Genomic DNA, 23,854 nt, shown 5'->3' on the forward strand with positions numbered 1-23,854 from the left:
CGGCATGAGCCTCATCGATCTGAACGTCCCCGACATCGGCGATTTCGACGCGGTCGAAATCATCGAGATCCTGGTCAAGGCGGGCGACACCGTCCAGCCCGAACAGAGCCTGATCACCGTGGAATCCGACAAGGCCTCCATGGAGATTCCGGCCGAGCAGGGCGGGGTGGTGAAGGAAATCCTCGTCAAGCTGGGCGACAAGGTTTCCCAGGGCACGCCCATCGTCCGCATCGAGGCCGCCGGCGGCGGCGCCGCCCCGGCCGCGCCGGCGCAGGCCTCGACGCCGGCGCAGGCTCCGGCGCCCGCCGCCGCGCCTGCGCCCGCACAGGCCGCCGCGCCTGCATCCTCCGCCCCGGCCGCCGCGCCGGCGGCTGCGGCTCCCGCGCCCGCGCAGTTCTCGGGCACGGCCGAGGGCGAATACGACGTCCTGGTGCTGGGCGCGGGCCCCGGCGGCTATTCGGCCGCCTTCCGCGCCGCCGACCTGGGCCTGAAGGTCGTTCTGGTGGAGCGCTACGCCACCCTGGGCGGGGTCTGCCTGAACGTCGGCTGCATTCCGTCCAAGGCCCTGCTGCACACCGTCGGCGTGCTGGAAGAAGCCAAGTCCCTGGCCGCCCACGGCATCGCCTTCGGCGAGCCGGCGATCGACCTGGACAAGCTGCGCGGCTACAAGGATTCCGTGGTGGGCAAGCTCACCGGCGGCCTGGCCGGCATGGCCAAGGCCCGCAAGGTCACGGTCATCCAGGGCGTGGGCAGCTTCGCCGATCCGCACCACCTGACGGTGGCCAGGGCCGACGGCGGGCAGACCACGGTCAAGTTCGCCTCGGCCATCATCGCCGCCGGCAGCCAGTCGGTGAAGCTGCCGTTCCTGCCGGACGATCCGCGCATCGTCGATTCCACCGGCGCGCTGGCCCTGAAATCGGTGCCCAAGCGCATGCTGATCGTGGGCGGCGGCATCATCGGCCTGGAAATGGGCACGGTCTACTCCGCGCTGGGCGCGCGCCTGGACGTGGTGGAAATGCTGCCCACCCTGATGACGGGCGCCGACCGCGACCTGGTCAAGGTCTGGGACAAGATGAACGCCAGGCGCTTCGACCACGTCATGCTCAACACCAGGACGGTGGCCGCCGAGGCGAAGGACGACGGCATCTGGGTCACCTTCGAGGGCGCGGCCGCGCCCAAGGAGCCCCAGCGCTACGACCTGGTGCTGCAGGCCGTCGGCCGGTCGCCCAACGGCCGGAAGATCGGCGCGGAAAACGCCGGCGTGGCGGTGTCCGACCGAGGCTTCATCGCCGTGGACAAGCAGATGCGCACCAACGTGCCGCACATCTACGCCATCGGCGACGTCGTGGGCCAGCCCATGCTGGCGCACAAGGCCGTCCACGAGGCCCACGTGGCCGCCGAAGTCATCGCCGGCCACAAGGCCTACTTCGACGCGCGCGTGATCCCCTCGGTGGCCTACACGGATCCCGAGGTCGCCTGGGTCGGCCTGACCGAGGACGCCGCCAAGCAGGACGGCATCGCCGTCAAGAAGGGCCTGTTCCCCTGGCAGGCCTCGGGCCGCGCCATCGCCAACGGCCGCGACGAGGGCTTCACCAAGCTGCTGTTCGACGCGGAAACCGGCCGCATCCTGGGTGGCGGGATCGTGGGCACCCACGCGGGCGACCTGATCGGCGAAGTCGCCCTGGCCATCGAGATGGGGGCGGATTCCGTGGACATCGGCAAGACCATCCACCCGCACCCGACGCTGGGCGAGTCGATCGGCATGGCCGCCGAAGTCGCCGACGGCCATTGCACGGACGTGCCGCCCGCGCGGAAGAAGTAAGGGCCCCACGCTGCGCAGTCTTCGGCCGCTTGCTGCCCCCCAAGGGGGCCCTCCGGCCACCTCGCCGCCTGCAGGCGGCGAGGGACCTCCTTGCGGACAGCAGGGATGCCCGGCCTGTCCCCGAACGGCAGGTGCTAATATCGGCACCTGCCGTTTTTCTTTCATCCCCATCCTTCATTCCATGTCCATTTCCGCTCCCGCCCAGGGCGCCGCGCTCGCCGACTGGCTGGCCTATCTCGAAACCCTGCACCCGAAACCCATCGACCTGGGCCTGGAACGCATCCGCGCCGTGGCCGCCCGCTTGAACCTGTCCCTGGACTGCGTCAAGATCACCGTGGCCGGCACCAACGGCAAGGGTTCCACCTGCGCGATGCTGGAATCCATCCTGCTCACCGCCGGCTACAAGGTCGGCAAATACACCTCGCCCCACCTGCTGCGCTTCAACGAGCGCATCCGCGTGAACGGCGAGGAGGCCTCCGACGCGGACATCGTGGCGCGGCTCGAACGCATCGAGGCGGCGCGCGAGGGCGTCACCCTGACGTACTTCGAGATGACCACGCTGGCGGCCCTGCTGCTGTTCCAGGCCGCCCGGCTGGACGTCGCGGTGCTGGAGGTCGGCCTGGGCGGCCGGCTGGACGCGGTCAACCTGATCGACGCCGACTGCGCCATCCTGACCAGCGTGGACCTGGACCACATGCAGTACCTGGGCGACACCCGCGAGGCGATCGGCCGGGAAAAGGCCCACGTCTTCCGTCCCGGCCGGCCCGCCATCTGCGCCGATCCGGTGCCGCCCCAGACCGTGATCGACCACGCCCAGGCGATCGGCGCCGACCTCTGGCGCGTCGGGGTCGATTTCAACTATTCCGGCGACCGCCAGCAATGGGCCTACGGCGGCCGCTCGCAGCGCCGCAACGCGCTGGGCTATCCCGCCCTGCGCGGCGCCAACCAGCTGCTGAACGCCTCGGCGGCCCTGGCGGCCCTGGAGGCCCTGCGCGAGCGCCTGGTGGTCACCCAGCAGGACGTGCGCCAGGGCCTGCTGCACGTCAGCCTGCCGGGCCGCATGCAGATCCTGCCCGGCCTGCCCGCCACCATCCTGGACGTGGGGCACAATCCCCACGCGGCCTCGGCGCTGGGCCAGAACCTGGACAGCATGGGCCATTATCCGCACACCTACGCGGTGGTCGGCATGCTGCACGACAAGGACATCGAGGCCACGCTGTCGCGCCTGTCGCGGCGCGTGGACCGCTGGCTGTGCGCCACGCTGGGCGGGCCGCGCGGCACCTCCGCGCAGGAACTGGCCGCCATCGTGCGCCGCATCGGCGGCGAACAGGCGCCGGTCGATCCCTTCATCGCCCAGACCAGCGAAATCGTCCGGCCCACGGGCGAGCACAAGCCGGGCGTGCGGGCCGCTCCCCGGCCCGCCGTGGCCGCCCGGGACGTGCAGGTATCCACATTTGACAGTCCGGAACAAGCCTTTGCCGAGGCCAGGAGGCTGGCGACCGACAATGATAGAATCCTCGTGTTCGGATCGTTTGCCACGGTCGGCCCCGTGCTCGACCTCCTGCGCCGCGAAGGCCGGGATGTCCTAGCCTGATCGGGCCGGGGGCCGATCCGCCACTTTTGATGGGTTGGCTGCACGATGTTTTTTCGCAAGGGAACCGAAACGGGACAACGCGCTCCGGCACGATCCGCCGGCACCGAGGCCCAGCTCCGTGAACTGCGCGTGAAAGCCCGCCGCCGCCTGATCGGCGCCCTCGCGCTGGTGCTGGCGGCCGTCATCGTCGTGCCCTGGCTGTTCGACGAACCCGTGCCCGACGACACGCGCGCCCCGATCGTGGTGCCGGCGCCCGTCGCCAGCCTGCCGCCGGCCGCCGAGCCCGCTCCCGCCCAGACCGACGCGGCCTCGGGCGCCGTCCAGGCCGATGCCGCGCCGGCCGATCATCCGGCCGGCGCGGCCTCCGCCCCCGGCGTCGGAGAGCCCGCCGACGCGCCGCAGGCCGCCGGCCAGGCGCAGCCGCCGGCGGCCTCCGCCGCGCCCGAGCCGGCTCCCGCGGCGCAGCCGGCCCGGCCCAGCCCGCGCCGCCGCGCGAAAAACCCGCCGAGCCCGTCCGGCCCGCCGACAAGCCCGCCGCGGAACGCGCGCCGGCCGGCCGCACCGACGACGGCTCGGTCGCCCTGGCCCTGCTGGCCGGCAAGGCGCCGCCCGCGGCCCGGTCCGAGGCCAAGCCCGCCGCGGGGGGGCGCTACTACCTCCAGGTCGCCGCCTACACCACCGAGCAGGACGCCCAGGCGCGGCGCGACAGCCTGCGCCAGGCCGGCGTCACCGACGCCTACGTCGAACGCGGCCAGTCCAACGGCCGCACCGTCTACCGGCTGCGGGTGGGGCCCTTCGGCTCCCACGAGGCCGCCCAGGCGGCCCAGGCCCGGCTGCGGGCGCTGGGCTACCAGAACGGCCTGATCTCCGGCAAGTGACCAGCTTCGACTACTTCGTCCTGGCCGTCGTGGCCGTCTCGGCCCTGATCGGCCTGCTGCGCGGCTTCCTGCGCGAAGTCCTGTCCCTGGTCGCCTACCTCGCCGCCTTCGTGGCCGCCATCTGGTGGGGGCCGGCCGCGTCGGACTGGCTGCTGGGCCTGATCGACAACGGCCTGCTGCGCACGCTGGCCGCCTACGGGGCGGTCTTCATCCTGGCGCTCCTGCTGGTCGGCCTGCTCAACATGGCGCTGGGCGCGCTGGTGGACCGCACCGGCCTGACGCCGGCCGACCACGGCCTGGGCGCGGTGTTCGGCGCGGTGCGCGGCGTCGTGCTGGTCCTCGCCCTGGTGGGCCTGGCGGGCTACACTCAGCTCCCCCAGGAACCCTGGTGGCGGGACGCGCGCACCTCGGCCGCGGCCGTCCGGGGTTTCCAACACGTCAAATCGCTGCTGCCCGCCGAGGTGGCGGAACTGCTTCCCTATTAGCTTCCCTATTAGCCAGCCAGCCAGGATCCATTCCCGGCCGGGATCCCTACTCAGGAATTCATTCTCATCATGTGCGGAATCGTGGGTGTCATGGGGCGCAGCCCCGTCAATCAACTGATCTACGACAGCCTGCTGCTGCTGCAGCACCGGGGCCAGGACGCGGCCGGCATCGCCACCGCGCACGATCAGTTCTTCAGCATGCACAAGGCCCACGGCCTGGTGCGCGACGTGTTCCGCACGCGCAACATGCGGGCGCTGCCCGGCAACAGCGGGGTGGGGCAGGTGCGCTACCCGACGGCCGGCTCCAGCGCCAGCGTGGACGAGGCCCAGCCCTTCTACGTGAACGCGCCCTTCGGCATCACCTTCGTGCACAACGGCAACCTGACCAACTGGCGCGAACTGCGCGAGTCCCTGTTCAAGCACGACCGGCGCCACATCAACACCAACTCCGATTCCGAGGTCCTGCTCAACGTCTTCGCCCACGAACTGCAGCAGGCGTCCAATGGCGTCACCCTGGACGCGCACGCGGTGTTCCAGGCCGTGCGCGCCGTGCACCGGCGCGCCAAGGGCGCCTACGCCGTCATCGCCAGCATCAGCAGTTTCGGCCTGGTGGCCTTCCGCGATCCGCATGGCATCCGCCCGCTGTGCCTGGGCCGCCACGACACGGAATCCGGTCCCGAATGGATGCTGGCCTCCGAATCCGTTGCCCTGACCGGCAGCGGCTTCTCCTTGGTGCGCGACATCGCGCCCGGCGAGGCGGTCGTGATCACCGAGGACGGCGCGCTCTGCGCCGAGCTCTGCGCCGATCCCGGCCTGGAGCAGACGCCCTGCGTCTTTGAATACGTCTATTTCGCCCGGCCCGATTCCGTGATGGACGGGATCTCGATCTACGACGCGCGCCTGCACATGGGCGAATACCTGGCGGACAAGGTCGCCAAGTCGCTGCGCCTGGGCGACGTGGACGTGGTCATGCCGATCCCGGATTCCTCGCGGCCCTCGGCCATGCAGTTGGCCGCGCGCCTGGGCCTGAACTACCGCGAAGGCTTCATCAAGAACCGCTACGTCGGCCGCACCTTCATCATGCCCGGCCAGGCCGTGCGCAAGAAGTCCGTGCGCCAGAAGCTCAGCGCCATCGACATGGAATTCCGCGGCAAGAACGTCCTGCTGGTGGACGACTCCATCGTGCGCGGCACCACCAGCCGCGAAATCGTCGACATGGCCCGGGCGGCGGGTGCGAACAAGGTCTTCTTCGCCTCGGCGGCGCCGGCGGTCCGCTATCCGAACGTCTACGGCATCGACATGCCGACCCAGGCCGAGCTGATCGCCACCGGGCGCGACGAGGCCCAGATCGCCCGCGAGATCGGCGCCGACGGCCTGGTCTACCAGGACCTGGACGATCTGGAACAATCCCTGCGCGACCTGAATCCGGCCATGCGGTCCTTCGAGTCGTCCTGCTTCAACGGCCGCTACGTCACCGGCGACATCGACGAGGCGTACCTGGAGCGCCTGAGCCGCACCCGCGGCCTGCCGCAGCGCTCCGGCGCCATGGCGGCGGCCGAGGATGAGGTCTGACACAGGACAGTCCCTGCGGACTGTCCTGTGCGGAACGAATCCGAGCGGCTTGCAAGCCGCGAGGTGGAGCGCCGCAGTACCGCCCGGGGTTCAGTTCCGGGCGCTGCGCGTCAGCGCGGCCAGCGCCAGCGCGGCGCAGACGGCGAACAGCAGCAGCCCCCACAGCGCATATTCCACCCCCAGCAGGCTCACGCGGGCGTCCATGCACGTCGCGTAGATGCCGAACAGCCAGGGCAGCGAGGCGTCCAGCCCCGAGGCGGTGATGAAGCGGTCGGCGAAGGTCTGGGCGCAGGAGAACATCTGCCCGGCCACGCTGTACTGGTACCAGGCGGCGGCGATGCCGCCCACCGCCAGGAGGGCCGCCGCGGCCGCGCCGATGCGGCGCACGATCGCCGGGCCCCAGCCCATGCCGGCCAGCCCGCAGACGGCGGCGATGGCCAGCAGGATCAGCCGCTGCAGCACGCACCAGGCGCAGGGCTTCATGCCGAAGGCGTATTGCGAGATCAGGGCGAAGCCCACGGCGGCCAGGCACAGCAGGGCGACGAGGCGCAGGAGACGGTCGGAGCGGGTCAGGGTCATGGCGAAGGCGGGTGCGGGTTCAGGGTCGGGTGGGTCGTCGGGTTCGTGGAATCTGCGGAGTCCGCGGGGGCCGTGGCGTCCGCCGCCGCGCCCAGCGCTTCCAGCACCTGGCGCTCGAACTGCCGCTGGCCGCGGGGGTGCTCCAGGCCGGGGCCGTCGAGCACGAAGATATCCTCCACCCGGTCGCCCAGGGTCATGATCTTGGCCATCCGCAGATTGACGTCGTGGCGGGCGAACACCCGGGCCAGGTCGTGCAGCAGGCCGACGCGGTCGGCCGCCGTGACCGACAGCCGCCAGTTGCCGCCCAGTTCGTCGGGCTGCAGGGTGACGCTGGGCATGATCGGAAAGGCGCGCGAGCGGCGCGATCCCGCGCGCGGCGCGGGGGCGTCCCGGCGCGCGGCCGGCCCGCCGCCCAGCGCGGCGCGCAGCTCGTGCTCGATCAGGGCGGCGTAGGAGCGGTAGTCGCGGTCGTGCTCGGGCAGCAGCACGATGAAGCTGTCCAGCGCCCAGCCCTGGCGCGTGGTGTGGATGCGGGCGTCCTGGATGCTCAGGCCGTGGCGGTCGAAATAGGTGCAGATGTCCATGAACAGGTCCGGCCGGTCGGGCGCGTAGGCGAGGATCTGCAGGGCCTCGCTCTGGCCCAGGACGCGGGCGCGCACGACCGGATCCGGCCCCTGGAAGCAATGGTACAGGTGGCGCGTGTGCCAGGCGATCTCGTTGGCGTCGTGGCGCAGGAAATAGGCCACGTCCAGCTGCGACCAGAAGGCCTCGCGGCTGTCGTCGCGCAGCCCCATCCGGCGGACCTCGGCGGCGGCGGCGTCCTTGCGCAGGGCCAGGATGGTCCGGGTGTCGGGCCGCTCGCCCCCCAGCGCGGCCAGCGTCCGATGGTACAGGTCTTCCAGCAGCTTGCCCTTCCAGGTGTTCCAGACCTTGGGGCTGGTGCCGCGGATGTCGGCCACCGTCAGCAGGTACAGGGCCGCCAGCCGGCGCCCCGATCCGACCTTGGCGGCGAATTCGTGGATCACCCGGGGATCGCTCAGGTCGCGCTTCTGCGCCACCTGGGACAGGGTCAGGTGCTCGCGCACCAGGAAATCCAGCAGCTCGACGGACTCGCGCGGCAGCCCGTGGCGGCGGGCGAAGCGCCGCACTTCGGCGGCGCCCAGCTGGGAATGGTCGCCGCCGCGCCCCTTGGCGATGTCGTGGAACAGCGCCGCCACGTACAGCAGCCAGTGGTCGTCGAGACCGGCGATCAGCTGGCTGGCCAGGGGATATTCCTGGGCATGTTCGGGCATGGTGAAGCGCCGCAGGTTGCGGATCACCATCAGGATGTGCTGGTCCACGGTGTAGGCGTGGAACAGGTCGTGCTGCATCTGGCCGACGATGCGCCGGAACACGGGCAGGTAGCGCGGCAGGATGTTCCACATCGTCATGTCGCGCAGGGCGTGGACGATGCCGCGCGGCTGGCGCAGGATCTCCAGGAACAGGCGGCGGTTGGCCGGATCGTCGCGGAACGCCCGGTCGATGCGGTGGCGGGCGTGCCACATGGCGCGCAGGGTGCCGGCCGCCATGCCCTGCAGCTCCGGGTGGCGCTGCGTGACCAGGAACACCTTCAGCAGCAGGCTGGGCGTGCGCTCGAAGGCGTCCTCGCGGACCAGGGCCAGCCGTTCGCGGCGCACGCAGAAGTCCTCGTCGAGCGCGACCGTCTCATCCTGCGGGCGGGGAAACAGGCGTTCCTCCAGCGCCAGCATCAGCAGCCGGTTGACCTGGCAGACCACGCGGGCGGCCCAGTAGTAGCGCTGCATCAGCAGTTCGCCGGCGCGCCGGTGCGGCTGGTCGATGAAGCCGTAGACGCGGGCCAGGCGCGGCTGCAGGTCGAACAGCACGCGGTCCTCGCGGCGTCCGGCCAGCAGGTGCAGCTCGATGCGCAGGCGCTTGAAGGCCAGCTCCGCCCGCCGCAGGGCACGGAATTCGGCCGAGGTCAGCAGGTCGGTGCGGGCGACGGCGCGCCAGGTGTCGCCCAGCCCGGCCGCGCGCGCCAGCCACAGCAGCACCTGCAGGTCGCGCAGGCCGCCGGGGGCCTCCTTGCAGTTGGGCTCCAGCGCGTAGGGCGTATCCTGGTGGCGCGCGTGGCGCTGCTGCATTTCGGTGCGCTTGGCCAGGTAGAAATCGCGCGGATCCAGGTCCTGCTGCATGCGCTCACGGAAGCGCCGGAACAGCGAACGGCCGCCGGCCAGCCAGCGGGCTTCCAGCAGGGAGGTCTGGATGGTGATGTCGGCGGCGGCCTCGTGCCGGCACTGCTCCAGGGTGCGCACGCTCAGGCCCGGCTCCAGCCCGATGTCCCACAGGGCCGCGACCAGGGCCTCGATGCGCTCGCGGTCGGCCGCGTCGGGGGCGCGTTCGAGCAGGATCAGGATGTCGAGGTCCGAGCCCGGATAGAGCTCGCCGCGGCCGTAGCCGCCGACCGCCGCCGCGCAGGCGCCCACCGGCAGGGGATGGATCTTCAGCAGGCCGCGCAGCGTGTCGTCGGCGATGCGCCGCAGGGCCGACAGCAGCGTGTCGGGCCGCAGGTGAATGCGCCAGGCACGGACGGCCTCGTCCCGGCGCGCCTGCATGCGGGCGCGCAGTTCGGCCAGGACGGGGCGGTGCGTGTCGGCGCTCTCCTGGTTCATGGCGCCTCCTGGCGCCTACGCGCTCCCCACCTCGCGGCCTGCATGCCGCCCGGATTCGGCAGGCGCGAGACAGTCCGCAGGGACTGCCCCGCGTCCCGCCTCATCCTTGACGAAGGCGGGCGGCGCCGGCATGCCGGGCGACACCGTCAGCACTTCGTAGCCGTCGTCGGTGACCAGGATGCTGTGCTCCCATTGGGCCGACAGGCTGTGGTCGCGCGTGACGACCGTCCACTGGTCGGCCAGCGTGCGGATCTCGCGCCGGCCGGCGTTGATCATGGGCTCGATGGTGAAGATCATGCCGGGTTCCAGGCGCAGGCCCGTGCCGGGCTTGCCGTAGTGCAGCACCTGGGGATCCTGGTGGAAGCGCCGGCCGACGCCGTGGCCGCAGTATTCGCGCACCACGGAAAAGCCCGCGGCCTCGGCGTGCTTCTGGATGGCGTGGCCGATGTCGCCCAGGGTGGCGCCCGGGCGCACCTGCTCGATGCCCAGCCACATGCATTCGTAGGTGGTGTCGATCAGCCGGCGGGCCAGGATGGAAGGTTCGCCCACGCAGTACATGCGGCTGGTGTCGCCGAACCAGCCGTCCTTGATGATGGTGATGTCCATGTTGAGGATGTCGCCGTTCTTCAGGACCTTGTCGCCGGGAATGCCGTGGCAGATGACGTGGTTGACCGAGGTGCAGATGGAGGCGGGGAAGGGCGGATAGCCGGGCGGCGCGTAGCCCACGGTGGCCGATTTCACCTGGAGCGTGTTGGTGAGGTAGTCCATGCACAGGCGGTCGAGCTCCCCCGTCGTGACCCCGGGGCGCACGTGCGGTTCGAGGTAGTCCAGGATGCTGGCGGCGGCCTGGCAGGCGGCGCGCATCTGGTCAAGTTCGTGGGGGTCGGTGACGAGTTGGCTCATGGGGTGCTTGCTGTGAAGATGAGATGAATAGTAGAATTATAGGCTTAGCTGTAAATAGCGTACCTCGCCGCCCCAAGGGTGTGCGCGGATGGCATGGAAGAGATTGCCGGATGATTGCCGGGCGTGATTGCCAGGCATCGTTGCTAGGGCATGAAGGCATTGCAGTGCCCGAAGCCTGCCCGACGTCGATGCTTGAAGATTCGGCCTTCTTTTCCATGTTAGTCCCGGATACTGGCCTGGTACAAGACCAAACCCTCACGGAGAATTTTCATGTCGCTCATGCGCGAAATGCTGGAAGCCGGTGTCCATTTTGGCCACCAGACCCGTTACTGGAACCCGAAGATGGCCGAATACATCTTCGGCCAGCGCAACAAGATCCACATCGTCAACCTCGAACGCACGGTCGAGAAATACCTGGAAGCCAGCCAGTTCGTGCGCCAGATCGCCGCGCGCGGCGGCAACGTGCTGTTCGTCGGCACCAAGCGCTCGGCCCGCGAGATCATCGCCGCCGAGGCCCAGCGCTGCGGCATGCCCTACGTCGACAGCCGCTGGCTGGGCGGCATGATGACCAACTTCAAGACGGTCAAGACCTCGATCAAGCGCCTGAAGGACATGGAAGCCCAGCAGGCCGAAGGCGCCACCGAGCACATGACCAAGAAGGAAGCGCTGATGTTCGCGCGCGAAATGGACAAGCTCAACAAGTCCATCGGCGGCATCAAGGACATGAACACGCTGCCCGACGCGCTGTTCGTGATCGACGTGGGCTACCACAAGATCGCCGTGGCCGAAGCCCGCACCCTGGGCATCCCGGTGGTCGGCGTGGTCGACACCAACCACTCGCCCGAAGGCATCGATCACGTCATTCCGGGCAACGACGACTCGTCCAAGGCCATCGCCCTGTACGCCCGCGGCATGGCCGATGCCGTGCTGGCCGGCCGCGAACAGAGCCTCAACGGCCTGGTCGAGGAACTGGCCGAAGGCGAGGAATTCATCGAGGTCGAGCAGGACCAGGACCAGGAATAAATTCCTGCCTTCCGCCGTCCCGGCCCGCCGCCTCCCGGCGGCGGGCTCGTCGCGCGCCGCCCCTCGGCGCGCGCACTGATTGAACAGGAGAGAACACAATGGCTCAAATCACCGCCGCCATGGTCAAGGAACTGCGCGAAAAGACCGACGCGCCCATGATGGAATGCAAGAAGGCCCTGACCGAGGCCGAGGGCGATCTGGCCCGCGCCGAGGAACTGCTGCGCGTCAAGCTGGGCAGCAAGGCCTCCAAGGCCGCCGGCCGCATCACCGCCGAAGGCCTGGTCGGCCTGCACATCGCCGCCGACGGCAAGAGCGGCGCGCTGGTCGAAGTCAACTGCGAAACCGACTTCGTCGCCAAGAACGACGATTTCATCGCCTTCGTCAACGACCTGGCCCGCATCGCCGCCGAACGCAACCCGGCCGACCTGGCCGCCCTGAACGCCTGCGCCATGGGCGACGGCACCGTCGAATCCGTGCGCGCCGCCCTGGTGGGCAAGATCGGCGAGAACATGTCGGTGCGCCGCTTCCAGCGCTTCGACACCGTGGACGCCCTGAACAGCTACGTGCACGGCGGGCGCATCGGCGTGCTGGTGGACTACGCCGGCGCCGATGAAGTCGGCAAGGACCTGGCCATGCACATCGCCGCGACCAAGCCCCGCGCCCTGAACGCCGACGGCGTGGATCCCGCGCTGATCGCCGCCGAACGCTCCGTGGCCGAACAGAAGGCCGCCGAGTCCGGCAAGCCGGCCGAGATCGTCGCCAAGATGGTCGAAGGCTCGGTGCAGAAGTTCCTGAAGGAAGTCACGCTGCTGTCGCAGCCCTTCGTCAAGAACGACAAGCAGACCGTCGAGCAGATGCTCAAGGAAAAGGGCGCCCGCATCAACCGCTACGCGCTGTTCGTGGTGGGCGAGGGCATCGAGAAGAAGTCCGAGGACTTCGCCGCCGAGGTCGCCGCCGCCGCCAGCGGCTCCTGATTCCGGCCGATTTCGATTTCAGGTACGATGGCATCGCGCCGGACGCGCGATGCCTGTTCGCATCCGCAGCCGGGGGGCTCGGCCTCCCGGCAGCCGTGCCGCTCGTCCGTATTGCTTCATACCTCGAATATTTCTCCTTCCAGGAACCTTTTGCATGTCCACCCCTGCCTACAAGCGCGTTCTCCTGAAACTTTCGGGTGAGGCTCTGATGGGCGGCGATGCCTTCGGCATCAACCGCGCGACCATACTCCGCATGACCGAGGAGATCCACGGCGTCGTGTCCCTCGGCGTGCAGCTGGCCGTGGTGATCGGCGGGGGCAACATCTTCCGCGGCGTGGCGCCGGGCGCCCAGGGCATGGACCGGGCCACGGCCGACTACATGGGCATGCTGGCCACCGTCATGAACGGCCTGGCGCTGCAGGACGCCCTGAAGAACCACGGCGTGGACACCCGGGTGCAGTCGGCCCTGAACATCGACCAGGTGGTCGAGCGCTACATCCGGCCCAAGGCCCTGCGCTACCTCGAAGAGGGCAAGGTCGTCGTCTTCGCGGCCGGCACCGGCAATCCCTTCTTCACCACCGACACGGCCGCCGCGCTGCGCGGCGCCGAGATCGGCGCCGAGATGGTCCTGAAAGCCACCAAGGTCGACGGCATCTACAGCGCCGACCCCAACAAGGACCCGAACGCCACGCGCTATTCGCGCATCAGCTTCGACGAGGCCATCGTGCGCCGCCTCGAAGTCATGGACGCCACGGCCTTCGCGCTGTGCCGCGACCAGAAACTGCCGATCAAGGTCTTTTCGATCAACAAGCCGGGAGCCCTCCGGCGCGTCGTCTGCGGCGAGGACGAGGGCACCCTGGTCCAGGTATAGGAAACCTCATGAGCCTTTCCTCCGACATTCGCCGCTCGGCCGACGAGCGCATGGGCAAATCCATCGACTCCCTGAAGGCCAACCTGGCCAAGATCCGCACGGGCCGCGCCCACGCGGGGATCCTGGACCACGTGCAGGTCGAATACTACGGCTCGCCCGTGCCGGTGAGCCAGGTCGCCAACGTGAGCGTGATCGACGCCCGCACCCTCAGCGTGCAGGTCTGGGAAAAGTCGATGGCGGGTCCGGTCGAAAAGGCCATCCGCGAATCCGACCTGGGGCTCAACCCCATCGCCATGGGCGACAACATCCGCGTGCCGATGCCCGCCCTCACCGAGGAACGCCGCCGCGACCTGACCAAGGTCGTGCGCAGCGAGGGCGAGGACGCCAAGGTCGCGGTGCGCAACCTGCGCCGCGAGGCCAACGAGGCCCTGAAAAAGCTGGTCAAGGACAAGGAAATCTCCGAGGACGAGGACCGCCGCGGCCAGGACGAGGTGCAGAAGCTCACCGACCGCTACGTGAGCGAAATCGACAAGCTCGTCGCCCAGAAGGAAGCCGAGATCATGACGGTCTAGGGCGATGGGCTTCCTCAGGCCCCATCGGCCCTCCGCGCGACGCCCCGGCGTATGACCGAGACCCTTTCTTCCACGCTTGCCATTCCCGAGACCGGGGACGTGCCCCGGCATGTCGCCATCATCATGGATGGCAACGGCCGCTGGGCGACCCGGCGCATGCTGCCCCGCACGGCGGGGCACGTGCGCGGCGTGCAGGCCGTGCGCCGCATCGTCGAGGCCTGTGGCCTGCGCGGCGTGCGCTACCTGACGCTGTTCGCCTTCAGCTCCGAGAACTGGCGCCGCCCGGCCCAGGAAGTCTCCCTGCTGATGCGCCTGTTCGTGCGCACCCTGGAAAAGGAAGTCGATCGCCTGGAGGCCCAGGGCGTGCGCCTGCGCGTGGCCGGGGACCTGTCGGCCTTCGACCCGCACCTGCGCGGCCTGATCGAGGACGCCGAGCGGCGCACCGCCGGGCAGTCGGCCCTGACGCTGACCATCGCCGCCAACTACGGCGGCCGCTGGGACATCCTGCAGGCCGTCCAGGCCCTGCTGGCGCGGCGGCCCGAGCTCGCCGCCCATCCCGAGCTGCTGGACGAGGCCGCGCTCTCGCCCTGGCTGGCCATGGCCTATGCGCCCGAGCCCGACCTGTTCATCCGCACCGGCGGCGAGCAGCGCATTTCCAATTTCATGATCTGGCAGCTGGCCTATACTGAACTGTATTTCACCGACTGCTGGTGGCCCGATTTCGACGCCGAGCAGCTCGACCAGGCCTTCGCGTGGTACCGGGGGCGCGAACGGCGGTTCGGCCGCACCAGCGCCCAGCTGCGCGACACCGTCTGAAAGGAACCCGCCATGCTGCGCCAGCGCATCCTCACCGCCATCGTCCTGCTGTCGATCGTGGCGGCCGCCGTGGCCGCTCCCACGCCCTGGCCGATGCTCGCGCTGCTGGGCCTGATGACCGGCTGCGCGTTGTGGGAATGGCTGCGGCTGGTGACGCCGGGCGCCGCCGTGCACTGGGGCGGGGCGGTGCTGGCGGTCCTCGCGCTGGTGCCGCTGTCGCGCCTGCTGGCCGACGGCCAGCCGGGCCTGGAAGCCGCCTTCGGATCGGTCCTGCTGCCGCTGGCGGTGCTGTTCTGGCTCGCCTTCGCTCCCGCCGCGGTGGTGCGCGCCCGGCTGCCGGACGCCTGCCGGCCCGGCGTGCTGGCCCTGGCCGGCTTCCTCGTCCTGGCCGCCACCTGGTACGCGCTCGCCTGGGTGTTCCTGCGCCATGGCGCGGCGGCGCTCGTCAGCCTGTGGGCGCTGATCTGGGCCGCCGACATCGCCGCCTATTTCACCGGCCGCGGCCTGGGGCGGCGCAAGCTCGCGCCGCGCGTCAGCCCCGGCAAGACGATCGAGGGCGCGGCCGGCGGCATCCTGGCGGCCACCGTGTGGCTGGTCGCCACGGCGCTGTGGTGGCAGGGCAGCTTCGGGGCGCTGCTGCTGGCGCACGTCGGCTGGGCGGGCCTGGTCGTGGCCGGCGTGGCGCTGGCGGCCTGGTCCATCGTCGGCGACCTGTTTGAATCCCTGCTCAAGCGCCGCGCGGGGGTCAAGGATTCCAGCCAGCTGCTGCCGGGCCACGGCGGCGTGTACGACCGCATCGACGCGGTGCTGCCGGTGGCGCCGGCCGCCGCACTGCTGCTGATGGCCGGTTCCTAGGCCCGTCCGTCCTTGCATGTGAACATGAACGCGGTCTTCTCCACTCCCGCGGACAGGCCCTGACCCGGCGCCCGTCCGTTTCGCATCCACAGGTTCCAACGCCATGTCCGTCCAGCAACGCCTCTGCATCCTCGGCTCGACCGGTTCCATCGGGGTGAGCACGCTGGACGTGGTCGCGCGCCATCCGGACCGGTTCTCCGTCCATGCGCTGAGCGCGCACAGCCGGATCGAGGCGCTGGCGCAGCAGGCGGCGCAGCACGCGGCGCGGGTGGTGATCGTGCCCGACGACGCCGCCCGGGCGCGCTTCCTGGCCGCCTGGCCGGCCGGCCGGCCGCTGCCGGAAATCCGCCAGGGCGCCCAGGCGCTGGCCGACACGGCGGCCGATCCCGAGGTCACCGCCGTCATGGCCGCCATCGTGGGCGCCGCCGGGCTGCCCGGGGCGCTGGCGGCGGCGCGGGCCGGCAAGCGGGTGCTGCTGGCCAACAAGGAAGCGCTGGTGGCGGCGGGCAGCCTGTTCATGCGCGCCGTGCGCGAGTCCGGCGCCGAGCTGCTGCCCATCGACAGCGAGCACAACGCCATCTTCCAGTGCCTGCCCCAGTCGGCCGATCGCGCGCGCGCGCCGGCAAGCCCGGCCAAGGGCGTGCGCCGGCTGCTGCTCACCGCCTCGGGCGGGCCGTTTCGCCGCACCGCGCTGGACCAGCTCGACGCGGTGACCCCCGACCAGGCCTGCGCCCACCCCAACTGGCGCATGGGCCGCAAGATCTCCGTGGACTCGGCCACCATGCTGAACAAGGGGCTGGAAGTCATCGAGGCCCACTGGCTGTTCTCCATGCCGATGGCGCACATCCAGGTGGTGGTCCATCCCCAGAGCGTGGTCCATTCCATGGTCGAATACCTGGACGGCTCCATCCTGGCCCAGCTGGGCCAGCCCGACATGCGCACGCCCATCGCCTACGGCCTGGGCTATCCGGAGCGCATCGACGGCGGCGTCGGCCTGCTGGAGCTCGCCCGCCTGGGACGCCTGGATTTCGAGCCCCCGGACCTGGCGCGCTTTCCCTGCCTGCGGCTGTCCTTCGACGCGCTGGGCCAGGGACAGGGCGCCTGCATCGCGCTGAACGCGGCCAACGAGGTCGCGGTCGACGGCTTCCTGCGCGGGCGCATCCGCTACACCCAGATTCCGTCCATCATCGAGCGCTGCCTGGACGACTCCGTGGCGCACGGGACGCAGACGCCGTCCTCCCTGGCGGAAATCCTCGACCTGGACGCGCGCACGCGCCGCGTCGCGGCCGGCTTCTGCCAGGCCCGCTGATTCCCTCGTTCTCCGGCCTTCGTTCCCATGCTGCTCACCCTGTCCGCCTTCGTCCTCGCCCTGGGCCTGCTCGTGACCTTCCACGAACTGGGCCATTACTGGGTGGCGCGGCGCGCGGGCGTGCCGATCGTGCGCTTCTCGGTCGGATTCGGCCCGGTGCTGCTGCGCCGCCGCGACCGGCATGGCACCGAATGGGCGCTGTCGGCCATCCCGCTGGGCGGCTACGTGAAGATGCTCGACGAAGCCCCGCCGGAGGCCGACGAGGCCACGCGCCGCGCCGTGTTCAATGCCCAGCCGCTGGCGCGGCGCGCGGCGGTGGTGGCGGCCGGCCCCGCCGCCAACCTGGTGCTGGCCGTCGTGATCTACGCCTTCCTTGGCCTGTGGGGCACGCAGGAGCCGGCCGCCGTGCTGGCGGCGCCGCCCGCCGGCACGCCGGCCGCCCTGGCCGGGGTGCAGGACGGCGACGTGCTGCGCGCCGTGGCCGGCGAGCCGGTGGCGTCCTGGACCCAGGCCCGCTGGCGCCTGGCCGAGCCCCTGTCCCTGGGCGGCGACGTGCCCGTGACGCTAAAATCGGCCGACGGCGCGGTGCGCGATGCAACCCTGAAGCTCGCGCCCCAGGCCGTGGCGCCGGACGATCCCGATCCGCTGCTGGCCGCCGGGCTGGCGCTGCGGGCGCCGGTCCCGGTGGCCGGCGAGCTGGTGCCGGGCGGGGCCGCCGAGCAGGCCGGCCTGCGCGCCGGCGACCGGATCCTGGCGGCGGGCGGGCTGCAGCGGCCTTCCGTCGAGGCCTTCGTGCGCACCGTCCAGGCGCACGCCGGCCAGCCGCTGCCCCTGGTCGTGCTGCGCCAGGGCGACCGCGTCTCCCTCAGCGTGACGCCGCGGCCCGAAACCGCGGAGGACGGCCGCGCGGTCGGCCGCATCGGCGCCCTGATCCAGGCGGAGCGGCCCGAGGTGCTGGTGCGCCTGGGTCCCCTGGACAGCCTGTGGCAGGGCGTGCGGCGCACCGCCGACATGAGCCTGTTCACGCTGCGCATGATGGGCCGCATGGTGGTGGGCGACGTGTCCTGGAAGAACGTCACCGGTCCGGTCACGATCGCCGAATACGCCGGCCGCACCGCGCGCATCGGCCTGGAGTCCTACCTGGGCTTCCTCGCGCTCATCAGCATCAGCATCGGCGTGCTCAATCTGCTGCCCATTCCGATGCTCGACGGCGGCCACCTGCTGTTCTACCTGATCGAGGCGCTGCGCGGCGGCCGGCCGCTGCCCGAGCGGGCCCGCGACCTGGGCCAGCGGCTGGGCCTGGGCGTCGTGCTGGGCCTCATGGTTCTGGCCCTGTTCAACGATTTTGCGCGGCTTTTCAGTTGACGAGGTTGTGACTTACAATCCCGCATCGCTCAAGCGTGTTCCTCCACGGCCAAATAGGATTGCCAGGATGTCGTCTCCCCGGAATTTTCGTCTGATCAAGCGCGCCATTCCCCTGGTGCTGGCGGCCCTGCTGGCGCCCGCCGTCGCGGCGGCCTTCACGCCCTTCGTGGTTCAGGACATCCAGGTCAAGGGGATCGAACGCGTCGATCCGGGCACGATCTTCACCTATCTGCCCGTCAAGATCGGCCAGAAATTCACCCAGGAAGAAGCCTCGGCCGCCATCCAGAAGCTCTACGGCACGGGCTTCTTCAACGACGTCAAGATCGACGCGCAGGGCAACGTGCTGGTGGTCACCGTCGAAGAACGGCCCACCATCGCCTCGATCAATTTCAACGGCATGCGCGAATTCGACGTCAAGGCGCTGACGAAATCCCTGGCGCAGGTCGGCTTCGGCCAGGGCCGGATCTTCGACCAGGCCATGCTCGACCGCGCGGTCTTCGAGCTCAAGCAGCAGTACCTGTCCAAGGGCAAGTACGGCGTCCAGATCAACCCCGTCATCACGCCGCTGGAGCGCAACCGCGTCGGGGTCAGCTTCGACATCTTCGAGGGCGAAGTCGCCACCATCGACAAGATCGAATTCATCGGCAACAACACCTTCTCCTCCAGCACGCTGGAAGACCAGATGGAGCTGACCACCGGCGGCTTCATGACCTGGTACACGGGCACCAACAAGTACTCGCGCGAAAAGCTGGAAGGCGACGTCGAGCGCATCCGCTCCTACTACCTGGACCGCGGCTACCTGGAATTCTCCATGGAGCCCCCGCAGGTGTCGATCTCGCCCGACCGCAAGGCCATCTACATCACCATGACGATGCACGAAGGCAAGCCCTACAAGCTGGGCCAGGTCGGCCTGGCCGGCGACCTGCTCGGCCTGGACGACAAGCTCCAGCCGCTGGTCACCGTCAAGGAAGGCGAGACCTTCTCGGCGGAAAAGACCAACGCCGTGGCCAAGTCCATCACCGACTACCTGGGCTCGCTGGGCTACGCCTTCGCCAACGTCAATCCCAGCCCGGTGCTGGACCGCGACAACCACATCGCCAAGCTCACCTTCTACGTCGATCCGGGCCGCCGCGTCTACGTGCGCCGCATCAACGTGGGCGGCAACACCCGCACCCGCGACGAGGTCGTGCGCCGCGAGATGCGCCAGCAGGAAGCCGCCTGGTACGACTCCTCCAGCATCAAGACCTCCAAGGAACGCGTCGACCGCCTGGGCTACTTCACCGAGGTGGACGTCAAGACCGATCCGGTGCCGGGCTCGCCCGACCAGGTGGACGTCAACGTCGACGTCAAGGAAAAGCCCACCGGCATGATCAGCCTGGGCGTGGGCTACGGCTCCACCGACAAGCTGATGCTGTCGGCCGGCATCAGCCAGGACAACGTCTTCGGCAGCGGCAATTCGCTGTCCCTGAACGTCAACACCAGCAAGACCAACCGCGCGGCGGTGATCTCGCACACCAATCCCTACTGGACCCAGGACGGCATCAGCAAGACCACGTCCGTGTACTACCGGCGCACCACGCCCTACGACGTGTCCGACAGCGGCTCCACCGGCTGGTACACGGTGGAATCCATGGGCCTGGGCCTGAACTTCGGCGTGCCGATCTCGGAAGTGGACCGCATCTTCGCCGGCGTGACCTTCGAGCGCAACGCCCTCAAGGACATCCGCCGCACCGGCACCAATCCGGCGCCGCTGGCCTACCAGAACTTCGTCGACGACTACGGCGACACCACCAACGCCGCCATCTTCAGCCTGGGCTGGGCCAAGGACACCCGCGACAGCGCCCTGGCGCCGCGCCGCGGCAGCTACACCCGCGTGTCCGCCGACATCTCCACCCTGGACCTGCGCTACTACAAGCTCAGCGGCCAGCAGCAGTTCTACTGGCCGCTGGGCCGCGCCTTCACCCTGGCCGTCAACGGCCAGGTGGACTGGGCCAAGACCTACGGCAGCAGCGGCAAGGCCTTCCCGGTCATCAAGAACATGTACGCCGGCGGCATCGGTTCGGTGCGCGGCTACGAGGGCGCCTCGCTGGGCCCGCGCGACACCCTCACCGACACCTATCTGGGCGGCTCGCGGCGCATCGTCGGCAACGTGCAGCTCTACCTGCCGTTCCCCGGCGCCTCGCGCGACCGCACCCTGCGCTGGTTCATGTTCACCGACGTCGGCCAGATCGACACGACCGACGGCTCGGCCTGCGCCAACGGCCAGTACGGCCAGGTGGCCGATCCCTGCGGCTGGAAGTACTCCGCGGGCCTGGGCCTGTCCTGGGAATCGCCGCTGGGGCCGTTGCAGCTGTCCTTCGGCCGCGCACTGAACGCCAAGGAAGGCGACCAGAAGCAGGTCTTCCAGTTCCAGATCGGCACGGGTTTCTGATTCTCCGCGTTTGATGGCACAATAAACCCTTTTGTAGCTGCTTTGATCCTAGGTGGGTTCCTCATCATGTTTGTTTCAGGTCTGAATTTTTCAACGTTGGCGCAACGCGCCGTGCGTAGCCACCGGGCGCTCGCCCTGGCGGCGGCCGTGGGCCTGGGGGCGCTGTTCGTCGCGCCGTCCTATGCCCAGGGCACGAAGATCGGTTTCGTCAGCACGGAACGCATCCTGCGCGATTCCAAGCCCGCCAAGGCGGCTCAGGCCAAGATCGAAGGCGAATTCAAGAAGCGCGACCAGGAACTGCAGCGCCTGGCCGACAGCCTGCGCTCCGAAGCGCAGAAGCTCGACAAGGACGCCCCGGTGCTGTCCGAGGCCGAGCGCGTCAAGCGCCAGCGCAAGCTCCAGGACATGGATTCCGACCTGCAGCGCAAGCGCCGCGAATTCCAGGAAGACTTCAACCGCCGCCGCAACGAGGAATTTTCCGCCATCGTGGAAAAGGCCGACGCCGCGATCAAGAAAATCGCCGAGCAGCAGAACTACGACCTGATCATCCAGGACGCCGTCACGGTCAGCCCGCGCGTGGACATCACCGATCAGGTCATCAGCGCCCTGGGCGGCTGATTTCCCATGCCTGTGCTGCTCGCGCCCGATCGGGCACCCGCATTGTCCGAACTTCTGCGGGCAGCCGATACGGTCGGGCTGGGATGCGGCATCACGGGCGCCCCGGACGCGGGCGCGCTGAAAATCGCGGGGATCGGCTCCCTGGGCTCGGCCGGCCGGTCCGAAATCAGCTTCCTGTCCAATCCCCGCCTGCAGTCCCAGCTGGATGACTGCGGCGCGGCCGCCGTCATCCTGCGCCCGCAGGACTGGGAAGCCTACCAGGCCCGCCATGCCGGCGCGCCGCCCTGGGCCGCGGTGCTGTGCCCGCAGCCCTACCTGATGTACGCGCTGCTGGCCCAGTGGTTCGACCGCCATCGCCAGGCCGGCCTGCCCAAGGGCATCCATCCCAGCGCCGTGATCGCCGACGACGCCGAGCTGGCCGACGGCGTGCACGTCGGGCCGCTGGCGGTGATCGAGTCGGGCGTGCGCATCGGCGCGGGCGTGCGCATCGGCGCGGGCTGCGTCATCGGCGCGGGCAGTTCCATCGGCGCGGACAGCCTGCTGCATGCCCGCGTGACGCTCTATCACGGCGTGCACGTCGGCGCGCGGGCGATCCTGCATTCGGGCGTGGTGCTGGGGGCCGACGGCTTCGGCTTCGCGCCCGATCCGCGCACGCCCGGCGCCTGGGCCAAGATCGCCCAGCTGGGCGGCGTGCGCATCGGCGACGACGTGGAAATCGGCGCCAACACCACGGTCGACCGCGGCGCGGTCGAGGACACGGTGCTGGGCGACGGCGTCAAGCTCGACAACCAGATCATGATCGGCCACAACTGCCGCATCGGGGACCACACCGCGATGGCCGCCTGCGTGGGCGTGGCCGGCTCCACCACCATGGGCCGGCGCTGCGTGATCGGCGGGGCGGCGATGTTCGGCGGGCACCTGACGCTGGGCGACGACGTGCACATCTCGGGCGGCACCGCGGTCACCTCGGACATCCTCAAGGCGGGGCGCTATACCGGGGTGTTCCCCGTGGCCGAGCACGCCGCCTGGCAACACAATGCGGCCGTGATCGGCCAGCTCGCGCAGTTGCGCAAGCGGCTGCGCGCCGCGGAACGACAAGGCGCCGCCGGTACGGCCGGCCAGCCGACGAACCACAAGCAGGACGCATAAAATAATGGAACTCGACATCAAAGACATCATGGAACGGCTGCCTCACCGGCAGCCGATGCTGCTCGTGGACCGTGTTCTGGAGATGGACCCGGGCAAGAGCATCGTGGCCATCAAGAATGTCACCTACAACGAGCCCTTCTTCCAGGGGCATTTCGCCCATCATCCGGTGATGCCCGGCGTCCTCATCATCGAGGCCCTGGCCCAGGCGGCCGCGCTGTTCTCCTTCGCCGACGCCGGCGCGCCGAACCTGGCCAGCACCAAGATCGCCTACTACCTGGTCGGCGTGGACGGCGCGCGCTTCCGCCGCCCCGTGGTGCCCGGCGACCAGCTGCGCATGGAAGTCTCGGCCGACAAGCTCAGCCGCTCCATCTGCAAGTACACCGCCGTGGCCAAGGTGGACGACCAGATCGCCGCCGAAGCCAAGATCATGTGCGCGGTGCGTATCCTGGAGGAATGATGGGCGCGGCACAGATCCATCCCACGGCCCTGGTCGCGCCGGGCGCGGTGCTGGGCGAGGACGTCGCCGTCGGCCCCTACAGCATCATCGGCGAGCACGTCCGCATCGGGGCGCGCACGCGCATCGGCCCGCATTGCGCCATCGACGGGCATACCGTCATCGGCCCGGACAACCATTTCTACCGCTACTGCTCGATCGGCGGCATCCCCCAGGACAAGAAATACGCGGGCGAGCCCACGGCGCTGGAAATCGGCGCGGGCAACACCTTCCGCGAATTCGTGACCGTGAACACCGGCACCGTCCAGGACGCGGGCACCACGCGGCTGGGCGACGACAACTGGATCATGGCCTACGTCCACATCGCCCACGATTGCCAGCTGGGCGACCACATCGTCATCTCCAACGGCGTCCAGCTGGGCGGCCACATCCACATCGGCGACTGGGCCATCCTGGGCGGCCTGTCGGCGGTGCACCAGTTCGTGCGCATCGGCGCGCACGCCATGATCGGCGGCACCAGTTCCGTGCGCCAGGACGTGCCCCCCTACATGATCGGCGCGGGCGACTCGTTCCGGCCGGTGGGCATCAACGCCGAGGGCCTGGGCCGGCGCGGCTTCACGCCGGCCGACGTGCAGGTGCTCAAGGACGCCTACAAGATCCTCTACCGGCGCCAGCTGAGCGTGGAGCAGGCCATCGAGGCACTGGCGGTCCTCCAGGCCGAACACCCCGGCGAGGCGCCCGCCGTCCAGACCCTGCTCGATTTCCTGCGGGCCTCCAGCCGGGGCATCGCCCGGCCATGACCACGCGCCTGAGCGCGGGCCCCGACCCTCAGGGCGAGGCCAGGCGAGGCCCTATCTTTCAGACGGTGCCGAAGGCACCCCCGCCGGGTGGCGGAAACGCTCCGGCCCCAGGACC

The 23,854-nt window shown here is 69.8% G+C and carries 20 protein-coding genes and 1 pseudogene; 18 read left to right on the forward strand and 3 right to left on the reverse strand.

Annotated features, from left to right (window positions below):
- The first annotated feature begins 4 nt into the window (after positions 1-4).
- From lpdA to purF, 5 genes are all read left to right on the forward strand, one after another.
- Positions 5-1,822 (forward strand): dihydrolipoyl dehydrogenase, encoded by a 1,818-nt coding sequence (gene lpdA / locus BN940_RS09470; RefSeq protein WP_043682468.1) that lies wholly within the window; start codon positions 5-7, stop codon positions 1,820-1,822.
- 181 nt (positions 1,823-2,003) lie between these two features.
- Entirely contained in the window at positions 2,004-3,416 is a 1,413-nt protein-coding gene (folC, locus tag BN940_RS09475) for a bifunctional tetrahydrofolate synthase/dihydrofolate synthase (RefSeq protein ID WP_043682471.1), read from the forward strand.
- Positions 3,417-4,006: 590 nt separating this feature from the next.
- A complete protein-coding gene (locus BN940_RS19760; RefSeq protein WP_242404313.1) occupies positions 4,007-4,294 on the forward strand; it encodes an SPOR domain-containing protein in 288 nt (95 codons plus the stop codon).
- The gene (locus BN940_RS09485) at positions 4,291-4,779 is read left to right on the forward strand and encodes a CvpA family protein (protein ID WP_043682474.1); all 489 of its coding nucleotides are present in this window, start codon (positions 4,291-4,293) and stop codon (positions 4,777-4,779) included. Before BN940_RS19760 ends, BN940_RS09485 begins: the two co-directional genes overlap by 4 nt.
- Before the next feature lie 69 nt (positions 4,780-4,848).
- Positions 4,849-6,351, forward strand: a complete 1,503-nt coding sequence (gene purF / locus BN940_RS09490; protein ID WP_043682476.1) for an amidophosphoribosyltransferase — start codon at positions 4,849-4,851, stop codon at positions 6,349-6,351.
- 90 nt (positions 6,352-6,441) lie between these two features.
- Here the strand turns inward: purF and BN940_RS09495 are convergent, their stop codons facing one another.
- From BN940_RS09495 to map, 3 genes and pseudogenes are all read right to left on the reverse strand, one after another.
- On the reverse strand, positions 6,442-6,924 hold the full coding sequence (locus BN940_RS09495) for a disulfide bond formation protein B (RefSeq protein WP_043686674.1): 483 nt from the start codon (positions 6,922-6,924) through the stop codon (positions 6,442-6,444).
- Positions 6,925-6,992: 68 nt separating this feature from the next.
- Positions 6,993-9,599 (reverse strand): annotated as a pseudogene (locus tag BN940_RS09500) ([protein-PII] uridylyltransferase); the annotation flags it as partial.
- Positions 9,600-9,614: 15 nt separating this feature from the next.
- Positions 9,615-10,502 (reverse strand): type I methionyl aminopeptidase, encoded by an 888-nt coding sequence (gene map / locus BN940_RS09505; RefSeq protein ID WP_052355757.1) that lies wholly within the window; start codon positions 10,500-10,502, stop codon positions 9,615-9,617.
- A 270-nt stretch (positions 10,503-10,772) separates the two neighbouring features.
- On the opposite strand from map, the gene rpsB reads away from it, so the two are divergent.
- The 13 genes from rpsB to lpxA all read left to right on the forward strand — a co-directional run bounded on the left by rpsB (position 10,773) and on the right by lpxA (position 23,739).
- Entirely contained in the window at positions 10,773-11,525 is a 753-nt protein-coding gene (rpsB, locus tag BN940_RS09510) for a 30S ribosomal protein S2 (RefSeq protein WP_043682479.1), read from the forward strand.
- Positions 11,526-11,623: 98 nt separating this feature from the next.
- Positions 11,624-12,499, forward strand: a complete 876-nt coding sequence (gene tsf / locus BN940_RS09515; RefSeq protein ID WP_043682481.1) for a translation elongation factor Ts — start codon at positions 11,624-11,626, stop codon at positions 12,497-12,499.
- Positions 12,500-12,653: 154 nt separating this feature from the next.
- Positions 12,654-13,370 carry a UMP kinase gene (gene pyrH / locus BN940_RS09520; protein WP_043682483.1) on the forward strand — a complete coding sequence of 239 codons (717 nt, stop codon included), beginning with the start codon at positions 12,654-12,656 and terminating at the stop codon, positions 13,368-13,370.
- A gap of 8 nt (positions 13,371-13,378) precedes the next feature.
- Entirely contained in the window at positions 13,379-13,942 is a 564-nt protein-coding gene (gene frr / locus BN940_RS09525; RefSeq protein ID WP_043682486.1) for a ribosome recycling factor, read from the forward strand.
- 51 nt (positions 13,943-13,993) lie between these two features.
- The gene (uppS, locus tag BN940_RS09530) at positions 13,994-14,758 is read left to right on the forward strand and encodes a polyprenyl diphosphate synthase (protein ID WP_043682489.1); all 765 of its coding nucleotides are present in this window, start codon (positions 13,994-13,996) and stop codon (positions 14,756-14,758) included.
- 12 nt (positions 14,759-14,770) lie between these two features.
- Positions 14,771-15,613, forward strand: coding sequence for a phosphatidate cytidylyltransferase (locus BN940_RS09535; RefSeq protein ID WP_043682491.1), 843 nt, complete (start codon positions 14,771-14,773; stop codon positions 15,611-15,613).
- A 103-nt stretch (positions 15,614-15,716) separates the two neighbouring features.
- Positions 15,717-16,922, forward strand: coding sequence for a 1-deoxy-D-xylulose-5-phosphate reductoisomerase (locus BN940_RS09540; RefSeq protein WP_043682494.1), 1,206 nt, complete (start codon positions 15,717-15,719; stop codon positions 16,920-16,922).
- Between the two features lie 27 nt (positions 16,923-16,949).
- A complete protein-coding gene (gene rseP / locus BN940_RS09545) occupies positions 16,950-18,287 on the forward strand; it encodes an RIP metalloprotease RseP (protein WP_043682497.1) in 1,338 nt (445 codons plus the stop codon).
- Between the two features lie 67 nt (positions 18,288-18,354).
- The gene (bamA, locus tag BN940_RS09550; protein WP_043682499.1) at positions 18,355-20,718 is read left to right on the forward strand and encodes an outer membrane protein assembly factor BamA; all 2,364 of its coding nucleotides are present in this window, start codon (positions 18,355-18,357) and stop codon (positions 20,716-20,718) included.
- 66 nt (positions 20,719-20,784) lie between these two features.
- On the forward strand, positions 20,785-21,336 hold the full coding sequence (locus BN940_RS09555) for an OmpH/Skp family outer membrane protein (RefSeq protein WP_043682501.1): 552 nt from the start codon (positions 20,785-20,787) through the stop codon (positions 21,334-21,336).
- 6 nt (positions 21,337-21,342) lie between these two features.
- Positions 21,343-22,485 carry a UDP-3-O-(3-hydroxymyristoyl)glucosamine N-acyltransferase gene (lpxD, locus tag BN940_RS09560; RefSeq protein WP_043682503.1) on the forward strand — a complete coding sequence of 381 codons (1,143 nt, stop codon included), beginning with the start codon at positions 21,343-21,345 and terminating at the stop codon, positions 22,483-22,485.
- 4 nt (positions 22,486-22,489) lie between these two features.
- A complete protein-coding gene (gene fabZ, locus BN940_RS09565; protein ID WP_043682505.1) occupies positions 22,490-22,942 on the forward strand; it encodes a 3-hydroxyacyl-ACP dehydratase FabZ in 453 nt (150 codons plus the stop codon).
- The gene (gene lpxA, locus BN940_RS09570; RefSeq protein ID WP_242404163.1) at positions 22,939-23,739 is read left to right on the forward strand and encodes an acyl-ACP--UDP-N-acetylglucosamine O-acyltransferase; all 801 of its coding nucleotides are present in this window, start codon (positions 22,939-22,941) and stop codon (positions 23,737-23,739) included. The genes fabZ and lpxA overlap by 4 nt, the downstream gene beginning before the upstream one ends.
- The last annotated feature ends 115 nt before the right edge of the window (positions 23,740-23,854 follow it).

Origin of the sequence: Castellaniella defragrans 65Phen (genome assembly GCF_000612685.1) — a bacterium.
Classification (GTDB): domain Bacteria; phylum Pseudomonadota; class Gammaproteobacteria; order Burkholderiales; family Burkholderiaceae_B; genus Castellaniella; species Castellaniella defragrans.